General features: G+C 41.2%; 36 protein-coding genes and 1 pseudogene. 36 read left to right on the top strand and 1 reads right to left on the bottom strand.

What is annotated here, in order from left to right; genetic code table 11:
* Positions 1-56: 56 nt before the first annotated feature.
* The 34 genes from rplC (at position 57) to SK578_RS09135 (ending at position 21,072) form a co-directional block, all read left to right on the top strand.
* Positions 57-683 carry a 50S ribosomal protein L3 gene (gene rplC / locus SK578_RS09300; protein ID WP_000160197.1) on the top strand — a complete coding sequence of 209 codons (627 nt, stop codon included), beginning with the start codon at positions 57-59 and terminating at the stop codon, positions 681-683.
* A 24-nt stretch (positions 684-707) separates the two neighbouring features.
* Complete coding sequence (gene rplD, locus SK578_RS09295) at positions 708-1,331, top strand: 50S ribosomal protein L4 (protein ID WP_000024549.1); 624 nt, start codon at positions 708-710, stop codon at positions 1,329-1,331.
* Positions 1,331-1,627 carry a 50S ribosomal protein L23 gene (locus tag SK578_RS09290; protein ID WP_001055347.1) on the top strand — a complete coding sequence of 99 codons (297 nt, stop codon included), beginning with the start codon at positions 1,331-1,333 and terminating at the stop codon, positions 1,625-1,627. The genes rplD and SK578_RS09290 overlap by 1 nt, the downstream gene beginning before the upstream one ends.
* A 17-nt stretch (positions 1,628-1,644) precedes the next feature.
* Complete coding sequence (gene rplB, locus SK578_RS09285; RefSeq protein ID WP_000512911.1) at positions 1,645-2,478, top strand: 50S ribosomal protein L2; 834 nt, start codon at positions 1,645-1,647, stop codon at positions 2,476-2,478.
* A 103-nt stretch (positions 2,479-2,581) separates the two neighbouring features.
* On the top strand, positions 2,582-2,863 hold the full coding sequence (gene rpsS / locus SK578_RS09280; RefSeq protein WP_000533766.1) for a 30S ribosomal protein S19: 282 nt from the start codon (positions 2,582-2,584) through the stop codon (positions 2,861-2,863).
* 11 nt (positions 2,864-2,874) lie between these two features.
* The gene (rplV, locus tag SK578_RS09275) at positions 2,875-3,219 is read left to right on the top strand and encodes a 50S ribosomal protein L22 (protein ID WP_000818137.1); all 345 of its coding nucleotides are present in this window, start codon (positions 2,875-2,877) and stop codon (positions 3,217-3,219) included.
* Between the two features lie 12 nt (positions 3,220-3,231).
* Positions 3,232-3,885 carry a 30S ribosomal protein S3 gene (rpsC, locus tag SK578_RS09270; RefSeq protein WP_000529936.1) on the top strand — a complete coding sequence of 218 codons (654 nt, stop codon included), beginning with the start codon at positions 3,232-3,234 and terminating at the stop codon, positions 3,883-3,885.
* A gap of 3 nt (positions 3,886-3,888) precedes the next feature.
* Positions 3,889-4,302, top strand: a complete 414-nt coding sequence (gene rplP / locus SK578_RS09265) for a 50S ribosomal protein L16 (protein ID WP_000960946.1) — start codon at positions 3,889-3,891, stop codon at positions 4,300-4,302.
* Positions 4,303-4,311: 9 nt separating this feature from the next.
* Positions 4,312-4,518: a 50S ribosomal protein L29 gene (gene rpmC, locus SK578_RS09260; RefSeq protein ID WP_000772918.1), complete on the top strand. Its 207-nt coding sequence runs from the start codon at positions 4,312-4,314 to the stop codon at positions 4,516-4,518.
* Between the two features lie 24 nt (positions 4,519-4,542).
* The gene (rpsQ, locus tag SK578_RS09255; RefSeq protein WP_000440801.1) at positions 4,543-4,803 is read left to right on the top strand and encodes a 30S ribosomal protein S17; all 261 of its coding nucleotides are present in this window, start codon (positions 4,543-4,545) and stop codon (positions 4,801-4,803) included.
* Positions 4,804-4,828: 25 nt separating this feature from the next.
* Entirely contained in the window at positions 4,829-5,197 is a 369-nt protein-coding gene (rplN, locus tag SK578_RS09250) for a 50S ribosomal protein L14 (RefSeq protein ID WP_000616545.1), read from the top strand.
* 78 nt (positions 5,198-5,275) lie between these two features.
* Positions 5,276-5,581 (top strand): 50S ribosomal protein L24, encoded by a 306-nt coding sequence (gene rplX / locus SK578_RS09245; protein ID WP_000497691.1) that lies wholly within the window; start codon positions 5,276-5,278, stop codon positions 5,579-5,581.
* Between the two features lie 23 nt (positions 5,582-5,604).
* A complete protein-coding gene (gene rplE, locus SK578_RS09240) occupies positions 5,605-6,147 on the top strand; it encodes a 50S ribosomal protein L5 (RefSeq protein WP_000013542.1) in 543 nt (180 codons plus the stop codon).
* Positions 6,148-6,164: 17 nt separating this feature from the next.
* Positions 6,165-6,350 (top strand): type Z 30S ribosomal protein S14, encoded by a 186-nt coding sequence (locus SK578_RS09235; RefSeq protein WP_001085697.1) that lies wholly within the window; start codon positions 6,165-6,167, stop codon positions 6,348-6,350.
* 285 nt (positions 6,351-6,635) lie between these two features.
* Entirely contained in the window at positions 6,636-7,034 is a 399-nt protein-coding gene (rpsH, locus tag SK578_RS09230; protein WP_000245504.1) for a 30S ribosomal protein S8, read from the top strand.
* A gap of 225 nt (positions 7,035-7,259) precedes the next feature.
* Positions 7,260-7,796, top strand: coding sequence for a 50S ribosomal protein L6 (rplF, locus tag SK578_RS09225; RefSeq protein WP_000086640.1), 537 nt, complete (start codon positions 7,260-7,262; stop codon positions 7,794-7,796).
* Positions 7,797-7,879: 83 nt separating this feature from the next.
* Positions 7,880-8,236, top strand: a complete 357-nt coding sequence (gene rplR / locus SK578_RS09220; RefSeq protein ID WP_000624044.1) for a 50S ribosomal protein L18 — start codon at positions 7,880-7,882, stop codon at positions 8,234-8,236.
* 17 nt (positions 8,237-8,253) lie between these two features.
* Complete coding sequence (gene rpsE / locus SK578_RS09215) at positions 8,254-8,748, top strand: 30S ribosomal protein S5 (protein ID WP_000874204.1); 495 nt, start codon at positions 8,254-8,256, stop codon at positions 8,746-8,748.
* A gap of 13 nt (positions 8,749-8,761) precedes the next feature.
* Positions 8,762-8,944 carry a 50S ribosomal protein L30 gene (gene rpmD / locus SK578_RS09210; protein ID WP_000057241.1) on the top strand — a complete coding sequence of 61 codons (183 nt, stop codon included), beginning with the start codon at positions 8,762-8,764 and terminating at the stop codon, positions 8,942-8,944.
* A gap of 144 nt (positions 8,945-9,088) precedes the next feature.
* The gene (rplO, locus tag SK578_RS09205) at positions 9,089-9,529 is read left to right on the top strand and encodes a 50S ribosomal protein L15 (protein ID WP_000766087.1); all 441 of its coding nucleotides are present in this window, start codon (positions 9,089-9,091) and stop codon (positions 9,527-9,529) included.
* 12 nt (positions 9,530-9,541) lie between these two features.
* On the top strand, positions 9,542-10,852 hold the full coding sequence (gene secY / locus SK578_RS09200; RefSeq protein ID WP_000465403.1) for a preprotein translocase subunit SecY: 1,311 nt from the start codon (positions 9,542-9,544) through the stop codon (positions 10,850-10,852).
* A gap of 149 nt (positions 10,853-11,001) precedes the next feature.
* Positions 11,002-11,640 (top strand): adenylate kinase, encoded by a 639-nt coding sequence (locus SK578_RS09195; protein ID WP_001050436.1) that lies wholly within the window; start codon positions 11,002-11,004, stop codon positions 11,638-11,640.
* A 116-nt stretch (positions 11,641-11,756) separates the two neighbouring features.
* Positions 11,757-11,975, top strand: coding sequence for a translation initiation factor IF-1 (infA, locus tag SK578_RS09190; protein ID WP_001029883.1), 219 nt, complete (start codon positions 11,757-11,759; stop codon positions 11,973-11,975).
* 24 nt (positions 11,976-11,999) lie between these two features.
* Positions 12,000-12,116 (top strand): 50S ribosomal protein L36, encoded by a 117-nt coding sequence (gene rpmJ / locus SK578_RS09185; protein WP_001808836.1) that lies wholly within the window; start codon positions 12,000-12,002, stop codon positions 12,114-12,116.
* A gap of 17 nt (positions 12,117-12,133) precedes the next feature.
* Positions 12,134-12,499 (top strand): 30S ribosomal protein S13, encoded by a 366-nt coding sequence (gene rpsM / locus SK578_RS09180; protein WP_000090781.1) that lies wholly within the window; start codon positions 12,134-12,136, stop codon positions 12,497-12,499.
* A 17-nt stretch (positions 12,500-12,516) separates the two neighbouring features.
* Positions 12,517-12,900, top strand: coding sequence for a 30S ribosomal protein S11 (gene rpsK / locus SK578_RS09175; protein WP_001118385.1), 384 nt, complete (start codon positions 12,517-12,519; stop codon positions 12,898-12,900).
* A gap of 42 nt (positions 12,901-12,942) precedes the next feature.
* A complete protein-coding gene (locus SK578_RS09170; RefSeq protein WP_000568988.1) occupies positions 12,943-13,878 on the top strand; it encodes a DNA-directed RNA polymerase subunit alpha in 936 nt (311 codons plus the stop codon).
* 11 nt (positions 13,879-13,889) lie between these two features.
* Entirely contained in the window at positions 13,890-14,276 is a 387-nt protein-coding gene (gene rplQ, locus SK578_RS09165; RefSeq protein ID WP_000331493.1) for a 50S ribosomal protein L17, read from the top strand.
* Between the two features lie 264 nt (positions 14,277-14,540).
* Entirely contained in the window at positions 14,541-14,807 is a 267-nt protein-coding gene (locus tag SK578_RS09160; protein ID WP_042751744.1) for an ACT domain-containing protein, read from the top strand.
* Positions 14,808-14,816: 9 nt separating this feature from the next.
* Positions 14,817-16,154 carry a PFL family protein gene (locus SK578_RS09155; RefSeq protein ID WP_042751743.1) on the top strand — a complete coding sequence of 446 codons (1,338 nt, stop codon included), beginning with the start codon at positions 14,817-14,819 and terminating at the stop codon, positions 16,152-16,154.
* Positions 16,155-16,398: 244 nt separating this feature from the next.
* The gene (locus tag SK578_RS09150) at positions 16,399-17,091 is read left to right on the top strand and encodes a histidine phosphatase family protein (protein ID WP_042751742.1); all 693 of its coding nucleotides are present in this window, start codon (positions 16,399-16,401) and stop codon (positions 17,089-17,091) included.
* A gap of 160 nt (positions 17,092-17,251) precedes the next feature.
* Positions 17,252-19,753 carry a leucine--tRNA ligase gene (gene leuS, locus SK578_RS09145; RefSeq protein ID WP_042751741.1) on the top strand — a complete coding sequence of 834 codons (2,502 nt, stop codon included), beginning with the start codon at positions 17,252-17,254 and terminating at the stop codon, positions 19,751-19,753.
* A 195-nt stretch (positions 19,754-19,948) separates the two neighbouring features.
* Positions 19,949-20,644 (top strand): GNAT family N-acetyltransferase, encoded by a 696-nt coding sequence (locus SK578_RS09140; protein ID WP_042751740.1) that lies wholly within the window; start codon positions 19,949-19,951, stop codon positions 20,642-20,644.
* Positions 20,645-20,655: 11 nt separating this feature from the next.
* Entirely contained in the window at positions 20,656-21,072 is a 417-nt protein-coding gene (locus tag SK578_RS09135; protein WP_042751739.1) for a GNAT family N-acetyltransferase, read from the top strand.
* Between the two features lie 722 nt (positions 21,073-21,794).
* Here SK578_RS09135 and SK578_RS09130 read toward each other — a convergent pair.
* The gene (locus SK578_RS09130; RefSeq protein WP_000970382.1) at positions 21,795-21,887 is read right to left on the bottom strand and encodes a type I toxin-antitoxin system Fst family toxin; all 93 of its coding nucleotides are present in this window, start codon (positions 21,885-21,887) and stop codon (positions 21,795-21,797) included.
* A gap of 133 nt (positions 21,888-22,020) precedes the next feature.
* On the opposite strand from SK578_RS09130, the gene ruvB reads away from it, so the two are divergent.
* Together ruvB and SK578_RS09120 are read left to right on the top strand one after the other, a co-directional pair.
* Positions 22,021-23,019, top strand: a complete 999-nt coding sequence (gene ruvB, locus SK578_RS09125; protein WP_284697406.1) for a Holliday junction branch migration DNA helicase RuvB — start codon at positions 22,021-22,023, stop codon at positions 23,017-23,019.
* Positions 23,000-23,561, top strand: a pseudogene (locus SK578_RS09120) (nucleotidyltransferase family protein). Before ruvB ends, SK578_RS09120 begins: the two are co-directional and overlap by 20 nt.
* The last annotated feature ends 330 nt before the right edge of the window (positions 23,562-23,891 follow it).

Genomic DNA, 23,891 nt, shown 5'->3' with positions numbered 1-23,891 from the left:
AAAACGCTCGTTAAAAACTTTTTGAATAAAAAATATAGAAAAGGAACTATTTTCTCATGACAAAAGGAATCTTAGGGAAAAAAGTGGGAATGACTCAAATCTTCACTGAAGCTGGCGAATTGATCCCTGTAACAGTTATTGAAGCAACTCCAAACGTTGTTCTTCAAGTTAAAACTGTTGAAACAGACGGATACAACGCTATCCAAGTTGGTTTCGATGACAAACGCGAAGTATTGAGCAACAAACCTGCTAAAGGACATGTAGCAAAAGCTAACACGGCTCCTAAGCGCTTCATTCGTGAATTCAAAAACGTTGAAGGCTTAGAAGTTGGTGCTGAAATTACAGTTGAAACATTCGCAGCTGGAGACGTTGTTGACGTAACTGGTACTTCTAAAGGTAAAGGTTTCCAAGGTGTTATCAAGCGCCACGGACAATCACGTGGACCAATGGCTCACGGTTCTCGTTACCACCGTCGTCCAGGTTCAATGGGACCTGTTGCACCTAACCGTGTATTCAAAGGTAAAAACCTTGCAGGACGTATGGGTGGTGACCGCGTAACAATTCAAAACCTTGAAGTTGTACAAGTTGTTCCAGAAAAGAACGTTATCCTTATCAAAGGTAACGTACCAGGTGCTAAGAAATCTCTTATCACTATCAAGTCAGCAGTTAAAGCTGGTAAATAATAAGGAAAGGGGAATACAGTCAAAATGGCAAATGTAACATTATTCGACCAAACTGGTAAACAAGCGGGCGAAGTTGTTCTTAACGATGCAATCTTTGGTATCGAACCAAACCAATCTGTTGTGTTTGATGTGATCATCAGCCAACGTGCTAGCCTTCGTCAAGGAACTCACGCAGTTAAAAACCGCTCAGCTGTTTCAGGTGGCGGACGCAAACCATGGCGTCAAAAAGGAACTGGACGTGCTCGTCAAGGTTCTATCCGCTCTCCACAATGGCGTGGTGGTGGAATCGTCTTCGGACCAACTCCACGTAGCTATGCGTACAAACTTCCTCAAAAAGTTCGTCGCCTTGCACTTAAATCTGTTTACTCAGAAAAAGTTGCTGAAAATAAATTTGTAGCCGTTGATTCTCTTGAATTTACAGCTCCAAAAACTGCTGAATTTGCAAAAGTTCTTGCAGCTTTGAGCATCGATTCTAAAGTCCTTGTTATTCTTGAAGAAGGAAACGAATTCGCAGCTCTCTCAGCTCGTAACCTTCCAAACGTGAAAGTTGCGACTGCTACAACTGCAAGTGTTCTTGACATCGCAAATAGTGACAAACTTCTTGTTACTCAAGCAGCTATCTCTAAAATCGAGGAGGTTCTTGCATAATGAATTTGTATGATGTTATCAAAAAACCTGTCATCACTGAAAGCTCAATGGCTCAACTTGAAGCAGGAAAATATGTATTTGAAGTTGACACTCGTGCACACAAACTTTTGATCAAGCAAGCTGTTGAAGCTGCTTTCGAAGGTGTTAAAGTTGCTAATGTTAACACAATCAACGTAAAACCAAAAGCTAAACGTGTTGGACGTTACACTGGTTTTACTAACAAAACTAAAAAAGCTATCATCACACTTACAGCTGATTCTAAAGCAATCGAGTTGTTTGCTGCTGAAGCTGAATAATCTAAGGAGGAAATATCGTGGGAATTCGTGTTTATAAACCAACAACAAACGGTCGCCGTAATATGACTTCTTTGGATTTCGCTGAAATCACAACAAGCACTCCTGAAAAATCATTGCTTGTTGCATTGAAGAGCAAGGCTGGTCGTAACAACAACGGTCGTATCACAGTTCGTCACCAAGGTGGTGGACACAAACGTTTCTACCGTTTGGTTGACTTCAAACGTAACAAAGACAACGTTGAAGCAGTTGTTAAAACAATCGAGTACGATCCAAACCGTTCTGCAAACATCGCTCTTGTACACTACACTGACGGTGTGAAAGCATACATCATCGCTCCAAAAGGTCTTGAAGTAGGTCAACGTATCGTTTCAGGTCCAGAAGCAGATATCAAAGTCGGAAACGCTCTTCCACTTGCTAACATCCCAGTTGGTACTTTGATCCACAACATCGAGTTGAAACCTGGTCGTGGTGGTGAATTGGTACGTGCTGCTGGTGCATCTGCTCAAGTATTGGGTTCTGAAGGTAAATACGTTCTTGTTCGTCTTCAATCAGGTGAAGTTCGTATGATTCTTGGAACTTGCCGTGCTACAGTTGGTGTTGTCGGAAACGAACAACACGGACTTGTAAACCTTGGTAAAGCAGGACGTAGCCGTTGGAAAGGTATCCGCCCAACAGTTCGTGGTTCTGTAATGAACCCTAACGATCACCCACACGGTGGTGGTGAAGGTAAAGCACCAGTTGGTCGTAAAGCACCATCTACTCCATGGGGCAAACCTGCTCTTGGTCTTAAAACTCGTAACAAGAAAGCGAAATCTGACAAACTTATCGTTCGTCGTCGCAACGAGAAATAATATTAAACTAGTCGCTTAAGCAACTAGTAAATCCGCCAGCTCGGTAGCGCTCCATAGGAGCGCAAGCCGCTGTGGTACAACATTTAAAGGAGAAAATATAAAAATGGGACGCAGTCTTAAAAAAGGACCTTTCGTCGATGAGCATTTGATGAAAAAAGTTGAAGCTCAAGCTAACGACGAAAAGAAAAAAGTTATTAAAACTTGGTCACGTCGTTCGACGATCTTCCCAAGTTTCATTGGTTACACTATTGCAGTTTATGACGGACGTAAACACGTACCTGTTTACATCCAAGAAGACATGGTAGGTCACAAACTTGGTGAATTTGCACCAACTCGTACTTACAAAGGTCACGCTGCAGACGACAAGAAAACACGTAGAAAATAAGGAGAACATAAATGGCAGAAATTACTTCAGCTAAAGCAATGGCTCGTACAGTACGTGTTTCACCTCGTAAATCACGTCTTGTTCTTGATAACATCCGTGGTAAAAGCGTAGCCGATGCAATCGCAATCTTGACATTCACTCCAAACAAAGCTGCTGAAATCATCTTGAAAGTTTTGAACTCAGCTGTAGCTAACGCTGAAAACAACTTTGGTTTGGATAAAGCTAACTTGGTAGTATCTGAAGCATTCGCAAACGAAGGACCAACTATGAAACGTTTCCGTCCACGTGCGAAAGGTTCAGCTTCACCAATCAACAAACGTACAGCTCACATCACTGTAGCTGTTGCAGAAAAATAAGGAGGTAAAATCGTGGGTCAAAAAGTACATCCAATTGGTATGCGTGTCGGCATCATCCGTGATTGGGATGCCAAATGGTATGCTGAAAAAGAATACGCGGATTACCTTCATGAAGATCTTGCAATCCGTAAATTCGTTCAAAAAGAACTTGCTGACGCAGCAGTTTCAACTATCGAAATCGAACGCGCAGTAAACAAAGTTAACGTTTCACTTCACACTGCTAAACCAGGTATGGTTATCGGTAAAGGTGGTGCTAACGTTGATGCACTCCGTGCGAAACTTAACAAATTGACTGGAAAACAAGTACACATCAACATCATCGAAATCAAACAACCTGATTTGGATGCTCACCTTGTAGGTGAAGGAATTGCTCGTCAATTGGAGCAACGTGTTGCTTTCCGTCGTGCACAAAAACAAGCAATCCAACGTGCAATGCGTGCTGGAGCTAAAGGAATCAAAACTCAAGTATCAGGTCGTTTGAACGGTGCAGATATCGCCCGTGCTGAAGGATACTCTGAAGGAACTGTTCCACTTCACACACTTCGTGCAGATATCGATTACGCTTGGGAAGAAGCAGATACTACATACGGTAAACTTGGTGTTAAAGTATGGATCTACCGTGGTGAAGTTCTTCCAGCTCGCAAAAACACTAAAGGAGGTAAATAACCAATGTTAGTACCTAAACGTGTTAAACACCGTCGTGAATTCCGTGGAAAAATGCGCGGTGAAGCAAAAGGTGGAAAAGAAGTAGCATTCGGTGAATACGGTCTTCAAGCTACAACTAGCCACTGGATCACTAACCGCCAAATCGAAGCTGCTCGTATCGCCATGACTCGTTACATGAAACGTGGTGGTAAAGTTTGGATTAAAATCTTCCCACACAAATCATACACTGCTAAAGCTATCGGTGTGCGTATGGGATCTGGTAAAGGGGCACCTGAAGGTTGGGTAGCACCAGTTAAACGTGGTAAAGTGATGTTCGAAATCGCTGGTGTATCTGAAGAGATCGCTCGCGAAGCGCTTCGTCTTGCTAGCCACAAATTGCCAGTTAAATGTAAATTCGTAAAACGTGAAGCAGAATAAGGAGAAGGCATGAAACTTAATGAAGTAAAAGAATTTGTTAAAGAACTTCGTGGTCTTTCTCAAGAAGAACTCGCGAAGCGCGAAAACGAATTGAAAAAAGAATTGTTTGAACTTCGTTTCCAAGCTGCTACTGGTCAATTGGAACAAACAGCTCGCTTGAAAGAAGTTAAAAAACAAATCGCTCGTATCAAAACAGTTCAATCTGAAGCGAAATAATAGACTAGGGAAGGAGAAATTTCAATGGAACGCAATAATCGTAAAGTTCTTGTTGGACGTGTTGTATCTGACAAAATGGACAAGACAATCACAGTTGTAGTTGAAACAAAACGTAACCACCCAGTCTATGGTAAACGTATTAACTACTCTAAAAAATACAAAGCTCATGATGAAAACAATGTTGCCAAAGAAGGCGATATCGTACGTATCATGGAAACTCGTCCGCTTTCAGCTACAAAACGTTTCCGTCTTGTAGAAGTTGTTGAAGAAGCGGTCATCATCTAATCAAACCTGAAAGGAGAAAACTGAAATGATTCAAACAGAAACTCGTTTGAAAGTCGCAGACAACAGCGGTGCTCGCGAAATCTTGACTATCAAAGTTCTTGGTGGTTCAGGACGTAAATTTGCAAACATCGGTGATGTTATCGTGGCATCTGTAAAACAAGCTACTCCTGGTGGTGCGGTTAAAAAAGGTGACGTTGTTAAAGCAGTTATCGTTCGTACTAAATCAGGTGCTCGTCGTGCTGATGGTTCATACATCAAATTTGACGAAAACGCAGCAGTTATCATCCGTGAAGACAAAACTCCTCGCGGAACACGTATCTTTGGCCCAGTTGCACGTGAATTGCGTGAAGGTGGCTTCATGAAGATCGTGTCACTTGCTCCAGAAGTACTTTAATTTTTAGAAACAAACTAGTCCCCTGGATTTACCTCCAGGGTGCCCTTATGGGCGTAAGAAAAATCAAGGAGAAACCTAATGTTTGTAAAAAAAGGCGACAAAGTTCGCGTAATCGCTGGTAAAGATAAGGGAACAGAAGCTGTTGTCCTTACTGCCCTTCCAAAAGTAAACAAAGTTATCGTTGAAGGTGTTAACATCGTTAAGAAACACCAACGTCCAACTAACGAACTTCCTCAAGGTGGTATCATCGAGAAAGAAGCAGCTATCCATGTATCAAACGTTCAAGTTTTGGACAAAAATGGTGTAGCTGGTCGTGTTGGTTACAAATTTGTAGACGGTAAAAAAGTTCGCTACAACAAAAAATCAGGCGAAGTGCTTGATTAATCACGAAGGAAAGGAGAAGTATAATGGCAAATCGTTTAAAAGAAAAATATCTTAATGAAGTAGTTCCTGCTTTGACAGAACAATTCAACTACTCATCAGTGATGGCTGTTCCTAAAGTAGATAAGATCGTTTTGAACATGGGTGTTGGTGAAGCTGTATCAAACGCTAAAAGCCTTGAAAAAGCTGCTGAAGAATTGGCACTTATCTCAGGTCAAAAACCACTTATCACTAAAGCTAAAAAATCAATCGCCGGCTTCCGTCTTCGTGAAGGTGTTGCGATCGGTGCAAAAGTTACCCTTCGTGGTGAACGTATGTACGAATTCTTGGATAAATTGGTTTCAGTTTCACTTCCACGTGTACGTGACTTCCATGGTGTTCCAACAAAATCATTTGACGGACGCGGAAACTACACACTTGGTGTGAAAGAACAATTGATCTTCCCAGAAATCAACTTCGATGACGTTGACAAAACTCGTGGTCTTGACATCGTTATCGTAACAACTGCTAACACTGACGAAGAGTCACGTGCATTGCTTACAGGCCTTGGAATGCCTTTTGCAAAATAATATAGGAGGTAAATCTAATGGCTAAAAAATCAATGATTGCTAAGAACAAACGTCCAGCGAAGTTCTCTACTCAAGCTTATACTCGTTGTGAAAAATGTGGTCGTCCACATTCAGTTTACCGCAAATTTAAACTTTGCCGTGTTTGCTTCCGTGAATTAGCTTACAAAGGACAAATCCCTGGTGTAACAAAAGCATCTTGGTAATTTAAGATATCAAGGGCGTCAAAACTCCAAGTGAAAATAGGAAACTTGACGAAGAAACTGAAGTTTCTAGGAAAGTTTATCTTTTTCACACAGAGTTTAGCCCGGGTTCAGTTGGATTTGCCAATTTGAACACGAGCTACAGCTTTTGGCAAAAAAGACCAATTTGCTTTGGAGCATCGCTCCTGCATCAAATTGCCTATTTTTGCTCGTGCTGTTACGCTCTTTGTATCATGTATTAACTAGCAAGTGCAACTTGCAAACTACTAGTAAGAGGAGAAAAACAAAATGGTTATGACTGACCCAATCGCAGACTTCCTAACTCGTATTCGTAACGCTAACCAAGCTAAACACGAAGTACTTGAAGTACCTGCATCAAACATCAAAAAAGGGATTGCTGAAATCCTTAAACGCGAAGGTTTTGTAAAAAACGTTGAAATCATCGAAGATGACAAACAAGGCATCATCCGAGTATTCCTTAAATACGGACCAAACGGTGAAAAAGTTATCACTAACTTGAAACGTGTTTCTAAACCAGGACTTCGTGTCTACAAAAAACGTGAAGACCTTCCAAAAGTTCTTAACGGACTTGGAATTGCTATCCTTTCAACTTCTGAAGGTTTGCTTACTGATAAAGAAGCACGCCAAAAGAATGTTGGTGGGGAAGTTATCGCTTACGTTTGGTAATTGATGATGTGAGAGCGTTAAAAGAATGCAGTGAAAATAGGAAGTTTGTAGCAGGAGCGATGCTCCAAGACAAACTTATCTTTTTCACCAAATTCTTAGCTCGAACTCAAATCAAGATACAAAGCTCGTTAGAGCGTGTTCAGTTCAGCTCTTGAACTAAATAAGTATCTGAACCCCGTGAAAACTGGCCGTTCTGGCCTGACAATTTAACAGGAGAAAATAAACATGTCACGTATTGGTAATAAAGTTATCGTGTTGCCTGCTGGTGTTGAACTCACTAACAATGACAACGTTGTAACTGTAAAAGGACCTAAAGGAGAACTTACTCGTGAGTTCTCAAAAGATATTGAAATCCGTGTGGAAGGTACTGAAGTAACTCTTCACCGTCCAAACGATTCAAAAGAAATGAAAACTATCCACGGAACTACTCGTGCCCTTTTGAACAACATGGTTGTTGGTGTATCAGAAGGATTCAAGAAAGAACTTGAAATGCGCGGGGTTGGTTACCGTGCACAACTTCAAGGATCTAAACTTGTTTTGGCTGTTGGTAAATCTCATCCAGACGAAGTTGAAGCTCCAGAAGGAATTACTTTTGAACTTCCAAACCCAACAACAATTGTTGTTAGCGGAATTTCAAAAGAAGTAGTTGGTCAAACAGCTGCTTACGTACGTAGCCTTCGTTCACCAGAACCATATAAAGGTAAAGGTATCCGTTACGTTGGTGAATTCGTTCGCCGTAAAGAAGGTAAAACAGGTAAATAATGTTGAGTGGTTGCTTCTCAACCAACAACTTATTTTCCAACTTTGTGCATAGCACACGATTTAAAACTAAAGAGGTGAAAACTGTGATTTCAAAACCAGATAAAAACAAACTCCGCCAAAAACGCCACCGTCGCGTTCGCGGAAAACTCTCTGGAACTGCTGATCGCCCACGTTTGAACGTATTCCGTTCTAATACAGGCATCTACGCTCAAGTGATTGATGACGTAGCGGGTGTAACGCTCGCAAGTGCTTCAACTCTTGACAAAGAAGTTTCAAAAGGAACTAAAACTGAACAAGCCGTTGCTGTCGGTAAACTCGTTGCAGAACGTGCAAACGCTAAAGGTATTTCAGAAGTGGTGTTCGACCGCGGTGGATATCTATATCACGGACGTGTGAAAGCTTTGGCTGATGCAGCTCGTGAAAACGGATTGAAATTCTAATAGGAGGACACTAGAAAATGGCATTTAAAGACAATGCAGTTGAATTAGAAGAACGCGTAGTTGCTGTCAACCGTGTTACAAAAGTTGTTAAAGGTGGACGTCGTCTTCGTTTCGCAGCTCTTGTTGTTGTTGGTGACCACAACGGTCGCGTAGGATTTGGTACTGGTAAAGCTCAAGAAGTTCCAGAAGCAATCCGTAAAGCAGTAGAAGATGCTAAGAAAAACTTGATTGAAGTTCCTATGGTTGGAACAACAATCCCACACGAAGTTCTTTCAGAATTCGGTGGAGCTAAAGTATTGTTGAAACCTGCTGTAGAAGGTTCTGGAGTTGCCGCTGGTGGTGCAGTTCGTGCCGTTGTGGAATTGGCAGGTGTGGCAGATATTACATCTAAATCACTTGGTTCTAACACTCCAATCAACATTGTTCGTGCAACTGTTGAAGGTTTGAAACAATTGAAACGCGCTGAAGAAGTTGCTGCCCTTCGTGGTATTTCAGTTTCTGATTTGGCATAAGAAAGGGGATAAAATGGCTCAAATTAAAATTACTTTGACTAAGTCTCCAATCGGACGCATTCCATCACAACGTAAAACTGTTGTAGCACTTGGACTTGGCAAATTGAACAGCTCTGTTATTAAAGAAGATAACGCTGCTATCCGTGGTATGATCACAGCAGTATCTCACTTGGTAACAGTTGAAGAAGTAAACTAATGAATTTTTAGGGGATGTGCACTATACCATCCCCTAAAACTAGATATAGTCATCTATGATGACGTCGTATAGGCGAGTTGATGGGGGAGACAACCTTTTCTCCCTTATCGGCGCTAGCATTTTACAAAAGAGGAGAAAATAAAAATGAAACTTCATGAATTGAAACCTGCAGAAGGTTCTCGTAAAGTACGTAACCGCGTTGGTCGTGGTACTTCATCAGGTAACGGTAAAACATCTGGTCGTGGTCAAAAAGGTCAAAAAGCTCGTAGCGGTGGCGGAGTTCGCCTTGGTTTTGAAGGTGGACAAACTCCATTGTTCCGTCGTCTTCCAAAACGTGGATTCACTAACATCAACGCTAAAGAATACGCAATTGTGAACCTTGACCAATTGAACGTCTTTGAAGATGGTGCTGAAGTTACTCCAGTTGTTCTTATCGAAGCAGGAATTGTTAAAGCTGAAAAATCAGGTATTAAAATTCTTGGTAACGGTGAGTTGACTAAGAAATTGACTGTGAAAGCAGCTAAATTCTCTAAATCAGCTGAAGAAGCTATCACTGCTAAAGGTGGTTCAGTAGAAGTCATCTAAGAGAGGTGACCTATGTTTTTTAAATTATTAAGAGAAGCTCTTAAAGTCAAGCAGGTTCGATCAAAAATCTTATTTACAATTTTTATCGTCTTGGTCTTTCGTATCGGAACTAGCATTACAGTTCCTGGTGTGAATGCCAATAGCTTGAATGCTTTAAGTGGATTATCCTTCTTAAACATGTTGAGCTTGGTCTCAGGGAATGCCATGAAAAATTTCTCAGTTTTTGCTCTTGGTGTTAGCCCCTACATTACAGCCTCTATCGTTGTCCAACTCTTGCAAATGGATATTTTACCCAAATTTGTAGAGTGGGGTAAACAAGGGGAAGTAGGTCGAAGAAAATTAAATCAAGCTACTCGTTATATTGCTCTTGTTCTAGCCTTTGTGCAATCTATCGGGATTACAGCTGGTTTTAATACTTTGGCTGGAGCTCAATTGTTGAAAACAGCTCTTACACCACAAGTCTTTATCATGATTGGTATCATCTTAACAGCTGGTAGCATGATTGTGACGTGGTTGGGAGAGCAAATTACAGATAAGGGATACGGAAATGGTGTTTCTATGATTATCTTTGCCGGGATTGTTGCCTCAATTCCAGAGATGATTCAGGGCATCTATGTGGACTACTTTGTGAACGTCCCAAGTAGCCGTATCAACTCATCTATCATTTTCGTAATCATTTTGATTATTACTGTATTGCTGATCATTTATTTTACAACTTATGTTCAACAAGCAGAATACAAAATTCCAATCCAATATACTAAGGTTGCACAAGGTGCTCCATCTAGCTCTTACCTTCCTTTGAAGGTAAACCCTGCTGGAGTTATCCCTGTTATCTTTGCAAGTTCGATTACTGCAGCGCCTGCGGCTATTCTTCAGTTTTTAAGCGCTACAGGTCATGATTGGGCTTGGGTAAGAACAGCACAAGAAATGCTGGCAACAACTTCACCAACTGGTATTGCCATGTATGCTTTATTGATTATTCTGTTTACATTCTTCTATACGTTTGTACAGATTAATCCTGAAAAAGCGGCAGAAAACCTACAAAAGAGCGGGGCCTATATCCACGGAGTTCGTCCTGGTAAAGGTACAGAAGAATATATGTCTAAACTTCTTCGTCGTCTTGCCACTGTTGGTTCTCTCTTCCTTGGTGTGATTTCTATTTTACCGATCGTAGCAAAAGATGTTTTCGGACTTTCAGAGGCAGTTGCTTTTGGAGGAACTAGTCTTTTGATCATTATCTCTACAGGTATTGAAGGAATCAAACAATTGGAAGGTTACCTATTGAAACGTAAGTATGTTGGTTTCATGGACAGAACAGAATAAAAGTATTTACGGAATCAGTAAATGCTGAGGGAGTGGAGGTTTAACTCTAACATTTGTGAGAGTTTGGTCTCCCCTCTTCTATTTTGTTTTTAAATAGGGGTGAAAAGAATTTTTGCTTCTATTTAAAAATAAAATAAGGAGATCAAATCATGAATCTTTTGATTATGGGCTTACCTGGTGCAGGTAAGGGAACTCAAGCAGCAAAAATCGTAGAACAATTCCATGTTGCACATATCTCAACAGGTGATATGTTCCGCGCTGCAATGGCAAATCAAACTGAAATGGGTGTTCTTGCTAAGTCATACATTGACAAGGGTGAATTGGTTCCTGACGAAGTTACAAATGGAATCGTAAAAGAACGTCTTTCACAAGATGATATTAAAGAAACAGGATTCTTGTTGGATGGTTACCCACGTACAATCGAACAAGCTCATGCCTTGGACAAAACATTGGCTGAACTTGGCATTGAACTAGAAGGTGTCATCAACATTGAAGTGAATCCTGACAGCCTCTTGGAACGTTTGAGTGGTCGTATCATCCACCGCGTAACTGGAGAAACTTTCCACAAGGTCTTTAACCCACCAGTTGACTATAAAGAAGAAGATTACTACCAACGTGAAGATGATAAACCTGAGACAGTGAAACGTCGTTTGGATGTGAATATTGCTCAAGGAGAACCAATCATTGCTCACTACCGTGCCAAAGGTTTGGTTCATGACATCGAAGGTAATCAAGATATCAATGATGTCTTCTCAGATATCGAAAAAGTATTGACAAATTTGAAATAAAGCGTTTTTCACACTTGCAAAAATCCGCTACAAATGTTATACTGAGATAGTCTGACTTATAATTGTTGTCTCTGTGTCTAGAGGCATCGAATCGAAATTTATGGAGGTGCTTTTGCGTGGCAAAAGACGATGTGATTGAAGTTGAAGGCAAAGTAGTTGATACAATGCCGAATGCAATGTTTACGGTTGAACTTGAAAATGGACATCAGATTTTAGCAACAGTTTCTGGTAAAATTCGTAAAAACTATATTCGTATTTTAGCGGGAGATCGTGTTACTGTCGAAATGAGTCCATATGACTTGACACGTGGACGTATCACTTACCGCTTTAAATAATCGAAAAACTTGGAGGGATAAGAAATGAAAGTAAGACCATCGGTCAAACCAATTTGCGAATACTGTAAAGTTATTCGTCGTAATGGTCGTGTTATGGTAATTTGCCCAGCAAATCCAAAACACAAACAACGTCAAGGATAAGATAGAAAGGAGAAAACATGGCTCGTATTGCTGGAGTTGACATTCCAAATGACAAACGCGTAGTAATCTCATTGACTTATGTTTATGGTATCGGACTTGCAACATCTAAGAAAATTTTGGCTGCTGCTGGAATCTCAGAAGATGTTCGTGTACGTGATCTTACATCAGATCAAGAAGATGCTATCCGTCGTGAAGTGGATGCAATCAAAGTTGAAGGTGACCTTCGTCGTGAAGTAAACTTGAACATCAAACGTTTGATGGAAATCGGTTCATACCGTGGTATCCGTCACCGTCGTGGACTTCCTGTCCGTGGACAAAATACTAAAAACAACGCTCGCACTCGTAAAGGTAAAGCTGTTGCGATTGCTGGTAAGAAAAAATAATATAGGAGGTAAAAGTCTTGGCTAAACCAACACGTAAACGTCGTGTGAAAAAGAATATCGAATCTGGTATTGCTCATATTCACGCTACATTTAATAACACTATTGTTATGATTACTGATGTGCATGGTAATGCAATTGCTTGGTCATCAGCTGGTGCTCTTGGTTTCAAAGGTTCTCGTAAATCTACACCATTCGCTGCTCAAATGGCTTCTGAAGCTGCTGCTAAATCTGCACAAGAACACGGTCTTAAATCAGTTGAAGTTACTGTAAAAGGTCCAGGTTCTGGTCGTGAGTCAGCTATTCGTGCGCTTGCTGCCGCTGGTCTTGAAGTAACAGCAATTCGTGATGTGACTCCAGTGCCACACAATGGTGCTCGTCCTCCAAAACGTCGCCGTGTATAATCATCGCATTACACTGCTTTTCGTTTAAGAGGGAGTAACTAAATGATCGAGTTTGAAAAACCAAATATAACAAAAATTGATGAAAATAAAGATTATGGCAAGTTTGTAATCGAACCACTTGAACGTGGCTACGGTACAACTCTTGGTAACTCTCTTCGTCGTGTACTTCTAGCTTCTCTACCAGGAGCAGCTGTGACATCTATCAATATTGATGGTGTGTTACATGAATTTGACACAGTTCCAGGTGTTCGTGAAGACGTGATGCAAATCATTCTGAACATTAAAGGAATTGCAGTGAAATCGTACGTTGAAGACGAAAAAATCATCGAACTGGATGTTGAAGGTCCTGCTGAAGTAACAGCTGGTGACATTTTGACAGATAGCGATATTGAAATTGTAAATCCAGATCATTATCTCTTTACAATTGGTGAAGGTTCTTCTCTAAAAGCGACTATGACTGTTAACAGTGGTCGTGGATATGTACCTGCTGATGAAAATAAAAAAGATAATGCACCAGTTGGAACACTTGCTGTAGATTCTATTTATACACCAGTTACAAAAGTCAACTATCAAGTGGAACCTGCTCGTGTAGGTAGCAATGATGGATTTGACAAATTAACCCTTGAAATCTTGACAAATGGAACAATTATTCCAGAAGATGCTTTAGGGCTTTCAGCACGTATTTTGACAGAACATCTTGATTTGTTTACAAATCTTACTGAGATTGCTAAGTCAACTGAAGTGATGAAAGAAGCTGATACTGAATCTGACGACCGTATTTTGGATCGTACGATTGAGGAACTGGACTTGTCTGTGCGTTCATACAACTGTTTGAAACGTGCCGGTATCAATACTGTGCATGATTTGACAGAAAAATCTGAAGCAGAGATGATGAAAGTACGAAATCTTGGACGCAAGAGTTTGGAAGAAGTGAAACTCAAACTCATTGATTTGGGTCTTGGATTAAAAGATAAATAAAGGAGGAATACATGGCTTACCGTAAACTAGGACGCACTAGCTCACAACGTAAAGCAATGCTTCGCGATTTGACAACTGACCTTTTGATCAACGAATCAATCGTGACAACTGAAGCTCGTGCTAAAGAAATCCGTAAAACTGTTGAAAAAATGATTACTCTAGGTAAACGTGGTGATTTGCATGCACGTCGTCAAGCAGCTGCTTTCGTACGTAATGAAATCGCATCTGAAAACTATGATGAAGCAACTGATAAGTACACTTCTACTACAGCACTTCAAAAATTGTTCTCAGAAATCGCACCTCGTTATGCTGAACGTAACGGTGGATACACTCGTATCCTTAAAACTGAACCACGTCGTGGTGATGCAGCGCCAATGGCGATCATCGAATTAGTATAAAATCATCAATTTTGTTGAGTGTTATGATGATGGAGTCTTGTGCTCTTAGTCTAGCTCTGGTCTACCGCTAGGATTTCGGTCCTAGCGGGAACACTCATCATAAGTTGGGATAGTAGACGCTTGTTTACGAAATTGTTTTTTGCTTAAGAACAACTTCGTAAGCAGGCGTTTTTGAGTATTTTAGTTAGAATTATGCTATACTATTTGAAAAGAATCCTGTTTAATGTTCAGGTTTCCTATTAAAAGAAGAATTGGAGTTTGCTTATGAAAGCGATTATAACTGTTATTGGTAAAGATAAATCTGGAATTGTTGCAGGTGTTTCTGGTAAAATTGCAGAATTAGGTTTGAATATTGATGATATCTCTCAAACTGTCTTGGATGAATACTTCACAATGATGGCTGTCGTCTCTAGTGATGAAAAGCAAGATTTTACATGTCTTCGTAATGAATTTGAAGCTTTTGGGGAAACTTTGAATGTAAAAATTAATATTCAGAGTGCAGCCATTTTCGAAGCTATGTATAATATCTAGGAGGCGCACATGGATATTAGACAAGTTACTGAAACCATTGCTATGATTGAGGAACAAAACTTCGATATCAGGACTATTACCATGGGCATTTCCCTTTTGGACTGTATTGATCCAGATATCAATCGTGCTGCGGAGAAAATTTATCAAAAGATTACGACCAAGGCAACTAATTTAGTGGCTGTTGGCGATGAAATTGCAGCTGAGTTGGGAATTCCTATCGTTAATAAGCGTGTATCGGTGACTCCTATTTCTCTGATTGGGGCAGCGACAGATGCAACAGACTATGTAGTTTTGGCAAAAGCGCTTGATAAGGCTGCGAAAGAGATTGGTGTGGACTTTATTGGTGGTTTCTCTGCCTTGGTACAAAAAGGGTATCAAAAGGGAGATGAGATTCTCATCAATTCTATTCCTCGAGCTTTGGCTGAAACGGACAAGGTCTGCTCGTCAGTCAATATCGGCTCAACCAAGTCTGGTATTAATATGACGGCTGTGGCAGATATGGGACGAATTATCAAGGAAACGGCAAATCTTTCAGATATGGGAGCGGCCAAGTTGGTTGTATTCGCTAATGCTGTTGAGGACAATCCATTTATGGCGGGTGCCTTCCATGGTGTTGGGGAGGCAGATGTTATCATCAATGTCGGAGTTTCTGGTCCTGGTGTGGTAAAACGTGCCTTGGAAAAAGTTCGTGGACAGAGCTTTGATGTAGTAGCCGAAACAGTTAAGAAAACTGCCTTTAAAATCACTCGTATCGGTCAATTGGTTGGTCAAATGGCCAGTGAGAGACTAGGTGTGGAGTTTGGTATTGTGGACTTGAGTTTGGCGCCAACTCCTGCGGTTGGAGATTCTGTTGCACGTGTCCTTGAAGAAATGGGGCTAGAAACAGTTGGTACGCATGGGACGACGGCTGCCTTGGCTCTCTTGAATGACCAAGTTAAGAAGGGCGGAGTTATGGCCTGCAACCAAGTCGGTGGTTTGTCTGGTGCCTTTATCCCTGTTTCAGAGGATGAAGGAATGATTGCTGCAGTGCAAAATGGCTCTCTTAATTTAGAAAAACTAGAAGCTATGACGGCTATCTGTTCCGTTGGTTTGGATATGATTGCCATCCCAGAAGATACTCCTGCTGAAACCATTGCCGCCATGATTGCGGATGAGGCTGCAATTGGTGTCATTAACATGAAAACAACAGCTGTACGTATCATTCCCAAAGGAAAAGAAGGCGATATGATTGAATTTGGTGGCCTATTAGGTACGGCTCCAGTAATGAAAGTCAATGGGGCTTCGTCTGTTGATTTCATCTCTCGTGGAGGACAAATCCCAGCACCAATTCATAGTTTTAAAAATTAAAAAAATAAGAGAAATTTTAAGTTCTATTTAAGGTTGGATGTGTATACTATAATCATTAAATAAAGACCTCCTAATATTATTTGAAACAGATAACTCTGATTTAGTTTGAATTTGATTTTCATCTAATATCTTTATTTAATAGAACTCCTAAACTTTTTCATAATAATCTCCTGCAAAAGTCGCCTGTATGGGTGGCTTTTGTTTTATCATCCATGATATAATAGAAGCAAACGGAGGACGGAAAATGGTAAAAGTACGATTGTATTTGGTACGTCATGGCAAGACTATGTTTAACACGATTGGTCGCGCGCAAGGTTGGAGCGATACTCCCTTAACAGCTGAAGGTGAGCGAGGGATTCAAGAATTAGGAATCGGTTTGCGAGAATCTGGTTTACAGTTTGAACGTGCTTATTCCAGTGATTCAGGGCGCACCATTCAGACAATGGGAATCATCCTTGAAGAACTTGGATTGCAAGGGAAAATCCCTTATCGCATGGACAAGCGTATCAGAGAATGGTGTTTTGGTAGCTTTGATGGAGCCTACGATGGTGATCTTTTCATGGGTATTATTCCTCGCATCTTTAATGTTGACCACGTTCACCAATTGTCTTATGCTGAACTGGCTGAGGGTTTGGTAGAGGTCGATACAGCTGGTTGGGCTGAAGGATGGGAAAAACTCAGTGGCCGAATCAAGGAAGGTTTTGAAGCGATTGCCAAAGAAATGGAAGAACAAGGTGGGGGCAACGCTCTCGTTGTCAGTCACGGAATGACCATTGGAACCATTGTTTATCTGATTAATGGCATGCATCCGCATGGTCTAGATAATGGTAGCGTGACGATACTTGAATATGAGGACGGCCAGTTTAGCGTTGAGGTTGTTGGTGACCGTAGTTACCGAGAACTAGGACGTGAGAAGATGCTAGAGAAAAATAATTGATAGAAGTTAGCTCCAAACGGGGGCTAATTTTTTATACTGTTACATAAGCTGGATTTGCGATTCGGTCTTTCTTGGCATACAAGACCAAAAGAACATTTCTCGTCTTTCAAATTCCCTCAAAAATGGTATAATAGTAACATCACAAAATTGGAGAGAGACCATGAGTTTTTACAATCATAAAGAAATTGAGCCTAAGTGGCAGGGCTACTGGGCAGAACATCATACATTTAAGACAGGAACAGACGCATCAAAACCTAAGTTTTATGCTCTCGATATGTTCCCTTATCCGTCTGGAGCGGGTCTGCACGTAGGACACCCAGAAGGTTATACCGCAACCGATATCCTCAGCCGTTACAAACGTGCGCAAGGCCACAATGTCCTTCACCCAATGGGTTGGGATGCCTTTGGTTTGCCTGCAGAGCAATACGCTATGGATACTGGTAATGACCCAGCAGAATTTACAGCTGAGAACATTGCCAACTTCAAACGCCAAATCAATGCGCTTGGATTTTCTTACGACTGGGATCGTGAAGTTAACACGACAGATCCAAACTACTACAAGTGGACGCAATGGATTTTCACTAAGCTTTACGAAAAAGGCTTGGCCTATGAAGCTGAAGTGCCAGTAAACTGGGTTGAAGAGTTGGGAACAGCCATCGCTAACGAAGAAGTTCTTCCTGACGGAACATCTGAGCGTGGAGGTTATCCAGTTGTCCGCAAACCAATGCGCCAATGGATGCTCAGAATCACAGCCTACGCGGAGCGTCTGCTTAATGACTTAGATGAACTTGACTGGCCAGAGTCTATCAAGGACATGCAACGCAACTGGATTGGGAAGTCAACTGGTGCTAATGTAACTTTCAAAGTAAAAGGAACAGACAAGGAATTTACAGTCTTTACTACTCGTCCGGACACCCTTTTCGGTGCTACTTTCACTGTTTTGGCTCCTGAGCATGAATTGGTTGACGCTATCACAAGTCCAGAGCAAGCAGAAGCAGTAGCAGACTACAAACACCAAGCTAGCCTCAAGTCTGACTTGGCTCGTACAGACCTTGCCAAAGAAAAAACAGGGGTTTGGACTGGTGCTTATGCTATCAACCCTGTCAATGGCAAGGAAATTCCAATCTGGATTGCAGACTATGTTCTTGCTAGCTATGGGACAGGTGCGGTAATGGCTGTTCCTGCCCACGATCAACGTGACTGGGAATTTGCCAAACAATTTGACCTTCCAATCGTCGAAGTACTTGAAGGTGGAAACGTTGAAGAAGTTGCCTACACAGAAGATGGCCTTCACGTTAATTCAGACTTCCTAGATGGACTCAACAAAGAAGACGCTATTGCCAAGATTGTGGTTTGGTTGGAAGAAAAAGGCTGTGGACAAGAGAAGGTGACCTACCGTCTCCGCGACTGGCTCTTTAGCCGTCAACGTTACTGGGGTGAGCCAATTCCTATCATTCATTGGGAAGATGGAACTTCAACAGCTGTTCCTGAAAGTGAATTGCCACTTGTCTTGCCTGTAACCAAGGACATCCGTCCTTCAGGTACTGGTGAAAGTCCACTAGCTAACTTGACAGACTGGCTTGAAGTGACTCGTGAAGATGGTGTCAAAGGTCGTCGTGAGACTAATACTATGCCACAATGGGCAGGTTCAAGCTGGTACTACCTCCGCTATATCGATCCACACAATACTGAGAAATTGGCTGATGAGGACCTCCTCAAACAATGGTTGCCAGTAGATATCTACGTGGGTGGTGCAGAGCATGCCGTTCTTCACTTGCTTTACGCTCGTTTCTGGCATAAATTCCTCTATGACCTCGGTGTTGTTCCGACTAAGGAACCATTCCAAAAACTCTTTAACCAAGGAATGATTTTGGGAACAAGCTATCGTGACCACCGTGGGGCTCTTGTGGCGACTGACAAGGTTGAAAAACGTGACGGTTCTTTCTTCCATGTGGAAACAGGAGAAGAGTTGGAGCAAGCGCCTGCCAAGATGTCTAAGTCCCTCAAGAACGTTGTTAACCCAGACGATGTGGTGGAACAATATGGTGCTGATACCCTTCGTGTCTATGAAATGTTTATGGGTCCCCTTGATGCTTCGATTGCTTGGTCAGAAGAAGGTCTGGAAGGAAGTCGTAAGTTCCTTGACCGTGTTTACCGTTTGATTACAAGTAAAGAAATCCTTGCGGAAAACAATGGCGCTCTTGACAAGGTTTACAACGAAACAGTCAAAGCTGTCACAGAGCAAATCGAATCATTGAAATTCAACACAGCTATTGCCCAACTTATGGTTTTTGTCAATGCGGCTAACAAGGAAGATAAGCTCTATGTAGACTACGCTAAAGGCTTTATCCAATTGATTGCTCCATTTGCGCCTCACTTGGCAGAAGAGCTCTGGCAAACAGTTGCAGCAACAGGTGAGTCAATCTCTTACGTGGCTTGGCCAACATGGGACGAAAGCAAATTGGTTGAAGACGAAATTGAAATCGTTGTCCAAATCAAAGGTAAAGTCCGTGCCAAACTCATGGTCGCTAAAGACCTATCACGCGAAGAATTACAAGAAATTGCTCTCGCTGATGAAAAAGTCAAAGCAGAAATTGACGGTAAGGAAATTGTGAAAGTGATTGCGGTACCTAATAAACTTGTTAATATCGTCGTTAAATAACGAATTTATTAACCCTATCTGCCACCTTCAATAGTCCACTGGACTATTGAAGCCAACTAAACTCGTTAATATTGTTGTGAAATAAGAAATGAATCCTTCAGAGTAGAATCTGGGGGATTTTTTGAATCTTCTTATGAAAGTATGATATACTATGGGCAACTATAAAGTTTGAAAAGCGAAACAAGGAGAAGAAAAATGCCAGTAAACGAATATGGTCAGATGATTGGGGAGTCAATGGAAGGTTATACTCCAGGTGAATTGCCTTCTATTGATTTCTTAGAAGGGCGTTATGCTCGAATAGAAGCTCTTTCAGTGGAGAAGCATGCGGAGGATTTGCTAGCTGTTTATGGTCCTGATACGCCTCGGGAGATGTGGACCTACCTCTTTCAGGAGCCAGTAGCAGGCATGGAGGAACTGGTCAGCCTTTTAAATCAGATGTTGACTCGTAAGGACCATTTTTACTATGCAATCATAGACAAGGCAACTGGTAAGGCTTTGGGAACTTTTTCTCTCATGCGCATTGATCAGAATAACCGAGTGATAGAAGTGGGAGCTGTTACTTTTTCTCCAGAACTTAGGGGGACACGGATAGGGACAGAAGCTCAGTATCTCTTGGCTTGCTATGTCTTTGAAGAACTCCACTATCGTCGCTATGAGTGGAAATGCGATGCTCTTAACCTGCCATCAAGACGAGCAGCGGAACGTTTGGGCTTTATTTATGAAGGAACCTTCCGTCAGGCAGTGGTTTATAAGGAGCGTACGAGGGATACGGATTGGTTGTCTATGATTGATAAGGACTGGCCCAAAGTCAAATCTCGTTTGGAAGCATGGCTGACTCCTGAAAACTTTGATAAAAATGGACAGCAGTACAAGAGCTTGAGAGAGCTTTAAGAGGTGTTGAGATGATTACTATTAAAAAGCAAGAAATTGTCAAGCTAGAGGATGTTTTGCATCTCTATCAGGCTGTCGGTTGGACAAATTATACCCATCAACCAGAGATGCTGGAGCAGGCCTTATCTCATTCATTAGTGATTTATGTGGCGCTTGATGGCGATGCTGTGGTGGGCTTGATTCGCTTGGTTGGAGATGGATTCTCATCAGTTTTTGTACAGGATTTAATTGTTTTGCCTAGCTATCAGCGCCAAGGGATTGGTAGTGCCTTGATGAAAGAGGCTTTAGAGGATTACAAAGATGCCTATCAAGTCCAGCTGGTGACAGACCAGACAGAAAGAACCTTGGGATTCTATCGTTCTATGGGCTTTGAAATCTTATCCACCTATAATTGTATAGGAATGACTTGGATGAATCGAGAAAAATAATAAAACTTGTTTTTCTTAAGCAAAATTTAAGACTGGTCTAGTATTATATAATCATTAAATAAAGACCTCCTAACTTTATTTAATGAAATCCTAAAACTTTTCTCATCATAATCTCCTAATGAAGTCACCCAATCAGGTGGCTTTTTTCGTAGGTAGGTGATGGTGATAGAAATTTTTTGCAAAATAGTAAAATATGAGAAAAGTTAAGCTAGTTTTAAGCTTCGTCTTGTATCATATAGTTATTAAATAAAGACCTCCTAACTTTATTTAATAAAATCCTAAACTTTTCTTTTTCATAATAATCTCCCTTAACTCCACCCAATCAGGTGGAGTTTTTTTGCTCTATTTCAGGCTTTTTGGGACTGTTCTAAAAATAATTTTTCGATATTTTTCGGATTTTGGTCGGGGAATTGGCGGGGATCTTTTTAGCGAATATGATTAAGAAATAGGTCTGTTGTAGCTTCATCTACTTCAACCTCACTTTGAATGTAAGTGACTGTTAATTGAAGAACTAGAACTGCTGTAATAATGCTCTTGGTTTTCAAGGAGTGAGTCATCATATTGTTGTACAGCGGTTAGAGCTTGAAAAGCCGAGAATATAAACTTTTGACAAATTTTGTGAACTGTAGGATAATAAAAAGGAATTGAGTACTAGTTCTATATCATAGGCTAGAAAAGACCCCAAGCTAACTTCCACATTAAGCTTAGGGTCTTTTTTGACACTATTTGTCCTTGTTTAGCCATTTATCGACTAATCGAAGAACGACACCGACCACAATTGGTCCGATGATAGTTTTGAGTACTAATTCCATCATGGGCTATCTTACCTCTTTTCGTAGGCGGTGTAGAAGTGCCGTATAATATTATACAACATAAGTGCTAAACTCAGGAGTCACCCAATCGGGTGGCTTTTTTGTTTGTGGCTTGGATTTTTGATATAATAGAGTCATGAGTAGAATTTTAGGTAATGAGATAATGGGGGATGAGGAGTTAGTAGAACGCACGCTCCGTCCTCAGTACTTACGTGAATATATTGGGCAGGATAAGGTCAAGGATCAGCTCCAAATCTTTATCGAAGCTGCTAAAATGAGAGATGAAGCGCTGGATCATGTCCTCTTATTTGGGCCTCCAGGTCTCGGGAAAACGACGATGGCTTTTGTTATTGCCAATGAACTGGGCGTAAATCTTAAGCAAACTTCTGGCCCAGTCATTGAAAAAGCTGGTGATTTGGTAGCGATTTTGAATGACTTGGAGCCTGGGGATGTCCTTTTTATTGATGAGATTCATCGTTTGCCCATGTCAGTGGAAGAGGTGCTTTATAGCGCCATGGAGGACTTCTACATCGATATCATGATTGGGGCTGGTGAAGGCAGTCGCAGTGTTCATTTGGAGTTGCCACCTTTTACCTTGATTGGTGCGACGACTCGAGCTGGTATGCTTTCCAATCCTTTACGGGCACGTTTTGGGATTACAGGTCATATGGAGTATTATGCCCATGCTGACTTGACAGAAATTGTTGAGCGGACGGCAGATATTTTTGAGATGGAAATCACTCATGAGGCAGCGTCTGAGTTAGCCCTGCGTAGTCGTGGAACTCCCCGTATTGCCAATCGTCTCCTTAAGCGCGTGCGTGATTTTGCCCAGATTATGGGGAATGGGACTATCGATGATCTTATTACGGATAAGGCTTTGACCATGCTGGATGTTGACCATGAAGGTCTGGACTATGTGGATCAAAAAATCCTTCGCACCATGATTGAGATGTACGGTGGTGGTCCTGTCGGCTTAGGAACTCTTTCCGTGAATATCGCCGAAGAGCGCGAGACTGTCGAAGACATGTATGAACCTTACTTAATCCAAAAAGGTTTTATCATGCGGACACGGTCTGGACGGGTGGCGACTGCTAAGGCATATGAGCATTTGGGTTATGAATATAGTGAAAAATAAGAAAGAAATTCTAGAGGCTTTTAGAGAAAATTCGGATATGATGGCTATTCTGACGATCATCCGAAACCATGGTCTGAAAGACTCGTGGTTGGCAGCAGGTTCTGTCAGAAATTTTATCTGGAATCTCTTGTCAGACAAATCACCTTTTGACTGTGAAACAGATGTGGATGTCATTTTCTTTGATCCGGATATTTCTTATGAGGAAACTTTATTACTGGAGAAAAAGCTGCGAGAGGACTTTCCTCAGTATCAGTGGGAATTGAAAAATCAGGTCTATATGCACCAGTATAGCCCTCATACTGCTCCCTATAGCAGTTCCCGTGATGCTATGAGTAAGTATCCAGAACGGTGTACGGCGCTTGAATGAAGAATCCGCTTTGGAACTCTTTTCACCTTATGGTCTCGAGGATATTTTGAATTTTCAAGTTCGTCCAACTCCTCATTTCATAGAAAATGAAGACCGAATGGAACTTTACCAAATACGTCTATCCAAGAAAAAGTGGCAGGAGAAATGGAAAAATTTGATTTTTAAAAATACTTAAGGAAACTTTAAGCTAGGAAGTGTATACTAAGTCCATAAGTTAAGAAGACCTTAACTTAAACTCCTAAAACTTTTTCATAATAATCTCCCTATAAAAAAATAAAGTCGCCCAATCAGGCGGCTTATTTTTTTGGAAATGGGCTTTGTGCCTGAGAATAATACTCAATGAAAATCAAAGTGCAAACTAGGAAGCTAGCCGCAGGTTGCTCAAAACACTGTTTTGAGGTTGCAGATAGAGCTGACGTGGTTTGAATTTGATTTTCGAAGAGTATAAATAGCTTAGTGATAGAAGAAAATAGGGAAATATGGTATAATGAAACGATAGATTTTT

It is taken from the genome of Streptococcus mitis, from assembly GCF_000722755.1.
Classification (GTDB): Bacteria; Bacillota; Bacilli; order Lactobacillales; family Streptococcaceae; genus Streptococcus; species Streptococcus mitis_CM.
This window is presented reverse-complemented; position numbering and strand designations above follow the sequence as displayed.

Excerpts from the sequence above, each read along its gene's own strand:
- SK578_RS09170 (WP_000568988.1), top strand. The coding sequence starts at position 12,943 with ATGATCGAGTTTGAAAAACCAAATATAACAAAAATTGATGAAAATAAA.
- ruvB (WP_284697406.1), top strand. The coding sequence starts at position 22,021 with ATGAGTAGAATTTTAGGTAATGAGATAATGGGGGATGAGGAGTTAGTA.
- rpmC (WP_000772918.1), top strand. The coding sequence starts at position 4,312 with ATGAAACTTAATGAAGTAAAAGAATTTGTTAAAGAACTTCGTGGTCTT.
- rpsH (WP_000245504.1), top strand. The coding sequence starts at position 6,636 with ATGGTTATGACTGACCCAATCGCAGACTTCCTAACTCGTATTCGTAAC.
- rplP (WP_000960946.1), top strand. The coding sequence starts at position 3,889 with ATGTTAGTACCTAAACGTGTTAAACACCGTCGTGAATTCCGTGGAAAA.
- rpmD (WP_000057241.1), top strand. The coding sequence starts at position 8,762 with ATGGCTCAAATTAAAATTACTTTGACTAAGTCTCCAATCGGACGCATT.
- secY (WP_000465403.1), top strand. The coding sequence starts at position 9,542 with ATGTTTTTTAAATTATTAAGAGAAGCTCTTAAAGTCAAGCAGGTTCGA.
- SK578_RS09235 (WP_001085697.1), top strand. The coding sequence starts at position 6,165 with ATGGCTAAAAAATCAATGATTGCTAAGAACAAACGTCCAGCGAAGTTC.
- rplN (WP_000616545.1), top strand. The coding sequence starts at position 4,829 with ATGATTCAAACAGAAACTCGTTTGAAAGTCGCAGACAACAGCGGTGCT.
- leuS (WP_042751741.1), top strand. The coding sequence starts at position 17,252 with ATGAGTTTTTACAATCATAAAGAAATTGAGCCTAAGTGGCAGGGCTAC.
- rpsM (WP_000090781.1), top strand. The coding sequence starts at position 12,134 with ATGGCTCGTATTGCTGGAGTTGACATTCCAAATGACAAACGCGTAGTA.
- rpsQ (WP_000440801.1), top strand. The coding sequence starts at position 4,543 with ATGGAACGCAATAATCGTAAAGTTCTTGTTGGACGTGTTGTATCTGAC.
- SK578_RS09130 (WP_000970382.1), bottom strand. The coding sequence starts at position 21,887 with ATGATGGAATTAGTACTCAAAACTATCATCGGACCAATTGTGGTCGGT.
- rplX (WP_000497691.1), top strand. The coding sequence starts at position 5,276 with ATGTTTGTAAAAAAAGGCGACAAAGTTCGCGTAATCGCTGGTAAAGAT.
- rplF (WP_000086640.1), top strand. The coding sequence starts at position 7,260 with ATGTCACGTATTGGTAATAAAGTTATCGTGTTGCCTGCTGGTGTTGAA.
- SK578_RS09150 (WP_042751742.1), top strand. The coding sequence starts at position 16,399 with ATGGTAAAAGTACGATTGTATTTGGTACGTCATGGCAAGACTATGTTT.
- rplQ (WP_000331493.1), top strand. The coding sequence starts at position 13,890 with ATGGCTTACCGTAAACTAGGACGCACTAGCTCACAACGTAAAGCAATG.
- SK578_RS09160 (WP_042751744.1), top strand. The coding sequence starts at position 14,541 with ATGAAAGCGATTATAACTGTTATTGGTAAAGATAAATCTGGAATTGTT.
- rplV (WP_000818137.1), top strand. The coding sequence starts at position 2,875 with ATGGCAGAAATTACTTCAGCTAAAGCAATGGCTCGTACAGTACGTGTT.
- rpsS (WP_000533766.1), top strand. The coding sequence starts at position 2,582 with ATGGGACGCAGTCTTAAAAAAGGACCTTTCGTCGATGAGCATTTGATG.
- rpmJ (WP_001808836.1), top strand. The coding sequence starts at position 12,000 with ATGAAAGTAAGACCATCGGTCAAACCAATTTGCGAATACTGTAAAGTT.
- rplO (WP_000766087.1), top strand. The coding sequence starts at position 9,089 with ATGAAACTTCATGAATTGAAACCTGCAGAAGGTTCTCGTAAAGTACGT.
- SK578_RS09140 (WP_042751740.1), top strand. The coding sequence starts at position 19,949 with ATGCCAGTAAACGAATATGGTCAGATGATTGGGGAGTCAATGGAAGGT.
- SK578_RS09195 (WP_001050436.1), top strand. The coding sequence starts at position 11,002 with ATGAATCTTTTGATTATGGGCTTACCTGGTGCAGGTAAGGGAACTCAA.
- rplE (WP_000013542.1), top strand. The coding sequence starts at position 5,605 with ATGGCAAATCGTTTAAAAGAAAAATATCTTAATGAAGTAGTTCCTGCT.
- rpsE (WP_000874204.1), top strand. The coding sequence starts at position 8,254 with ATGGCATTTAAAGACAATGCAGTTGAATTAGAAGAACGCGTAGTTGCT.
- rplD (WP_000024549.1), top strand. The coding sequence starts at position 708 with ATGGCAAATGTAACATTATTCGACCAAACTGGTAAACAAGCGGGCGAA.
- rplC (WP_000160197.1), top strand. The coding sequence starts at position 57 with ATGACAAAAGGAATCTTAGGGAAAAAAGTGGGAATGACTCAAATCTTC.
- SK578_RS09155 (WP_042751743.1), top strand. The coding sequence starts at position 14,817 with ATGGATATTAGACAAGTTACTGAAACCATTGCTATGATTGAGGAACAA.
- SK578_RS09135 (WP_042751739.1), top strand. The coding sequence starts at position 20,656 with ATGATTACTATTAAAAAGCAAGAAATTGTCAAGCTAGAGGATGTTTTG.
- SK578_RS09290 (WP_001055347.1), top strand. The coding sequence starts at position 1,331 with ATGAATTTGTATGATGTTATCAAAAAACCTGTCATCACTGAAAGCTCA.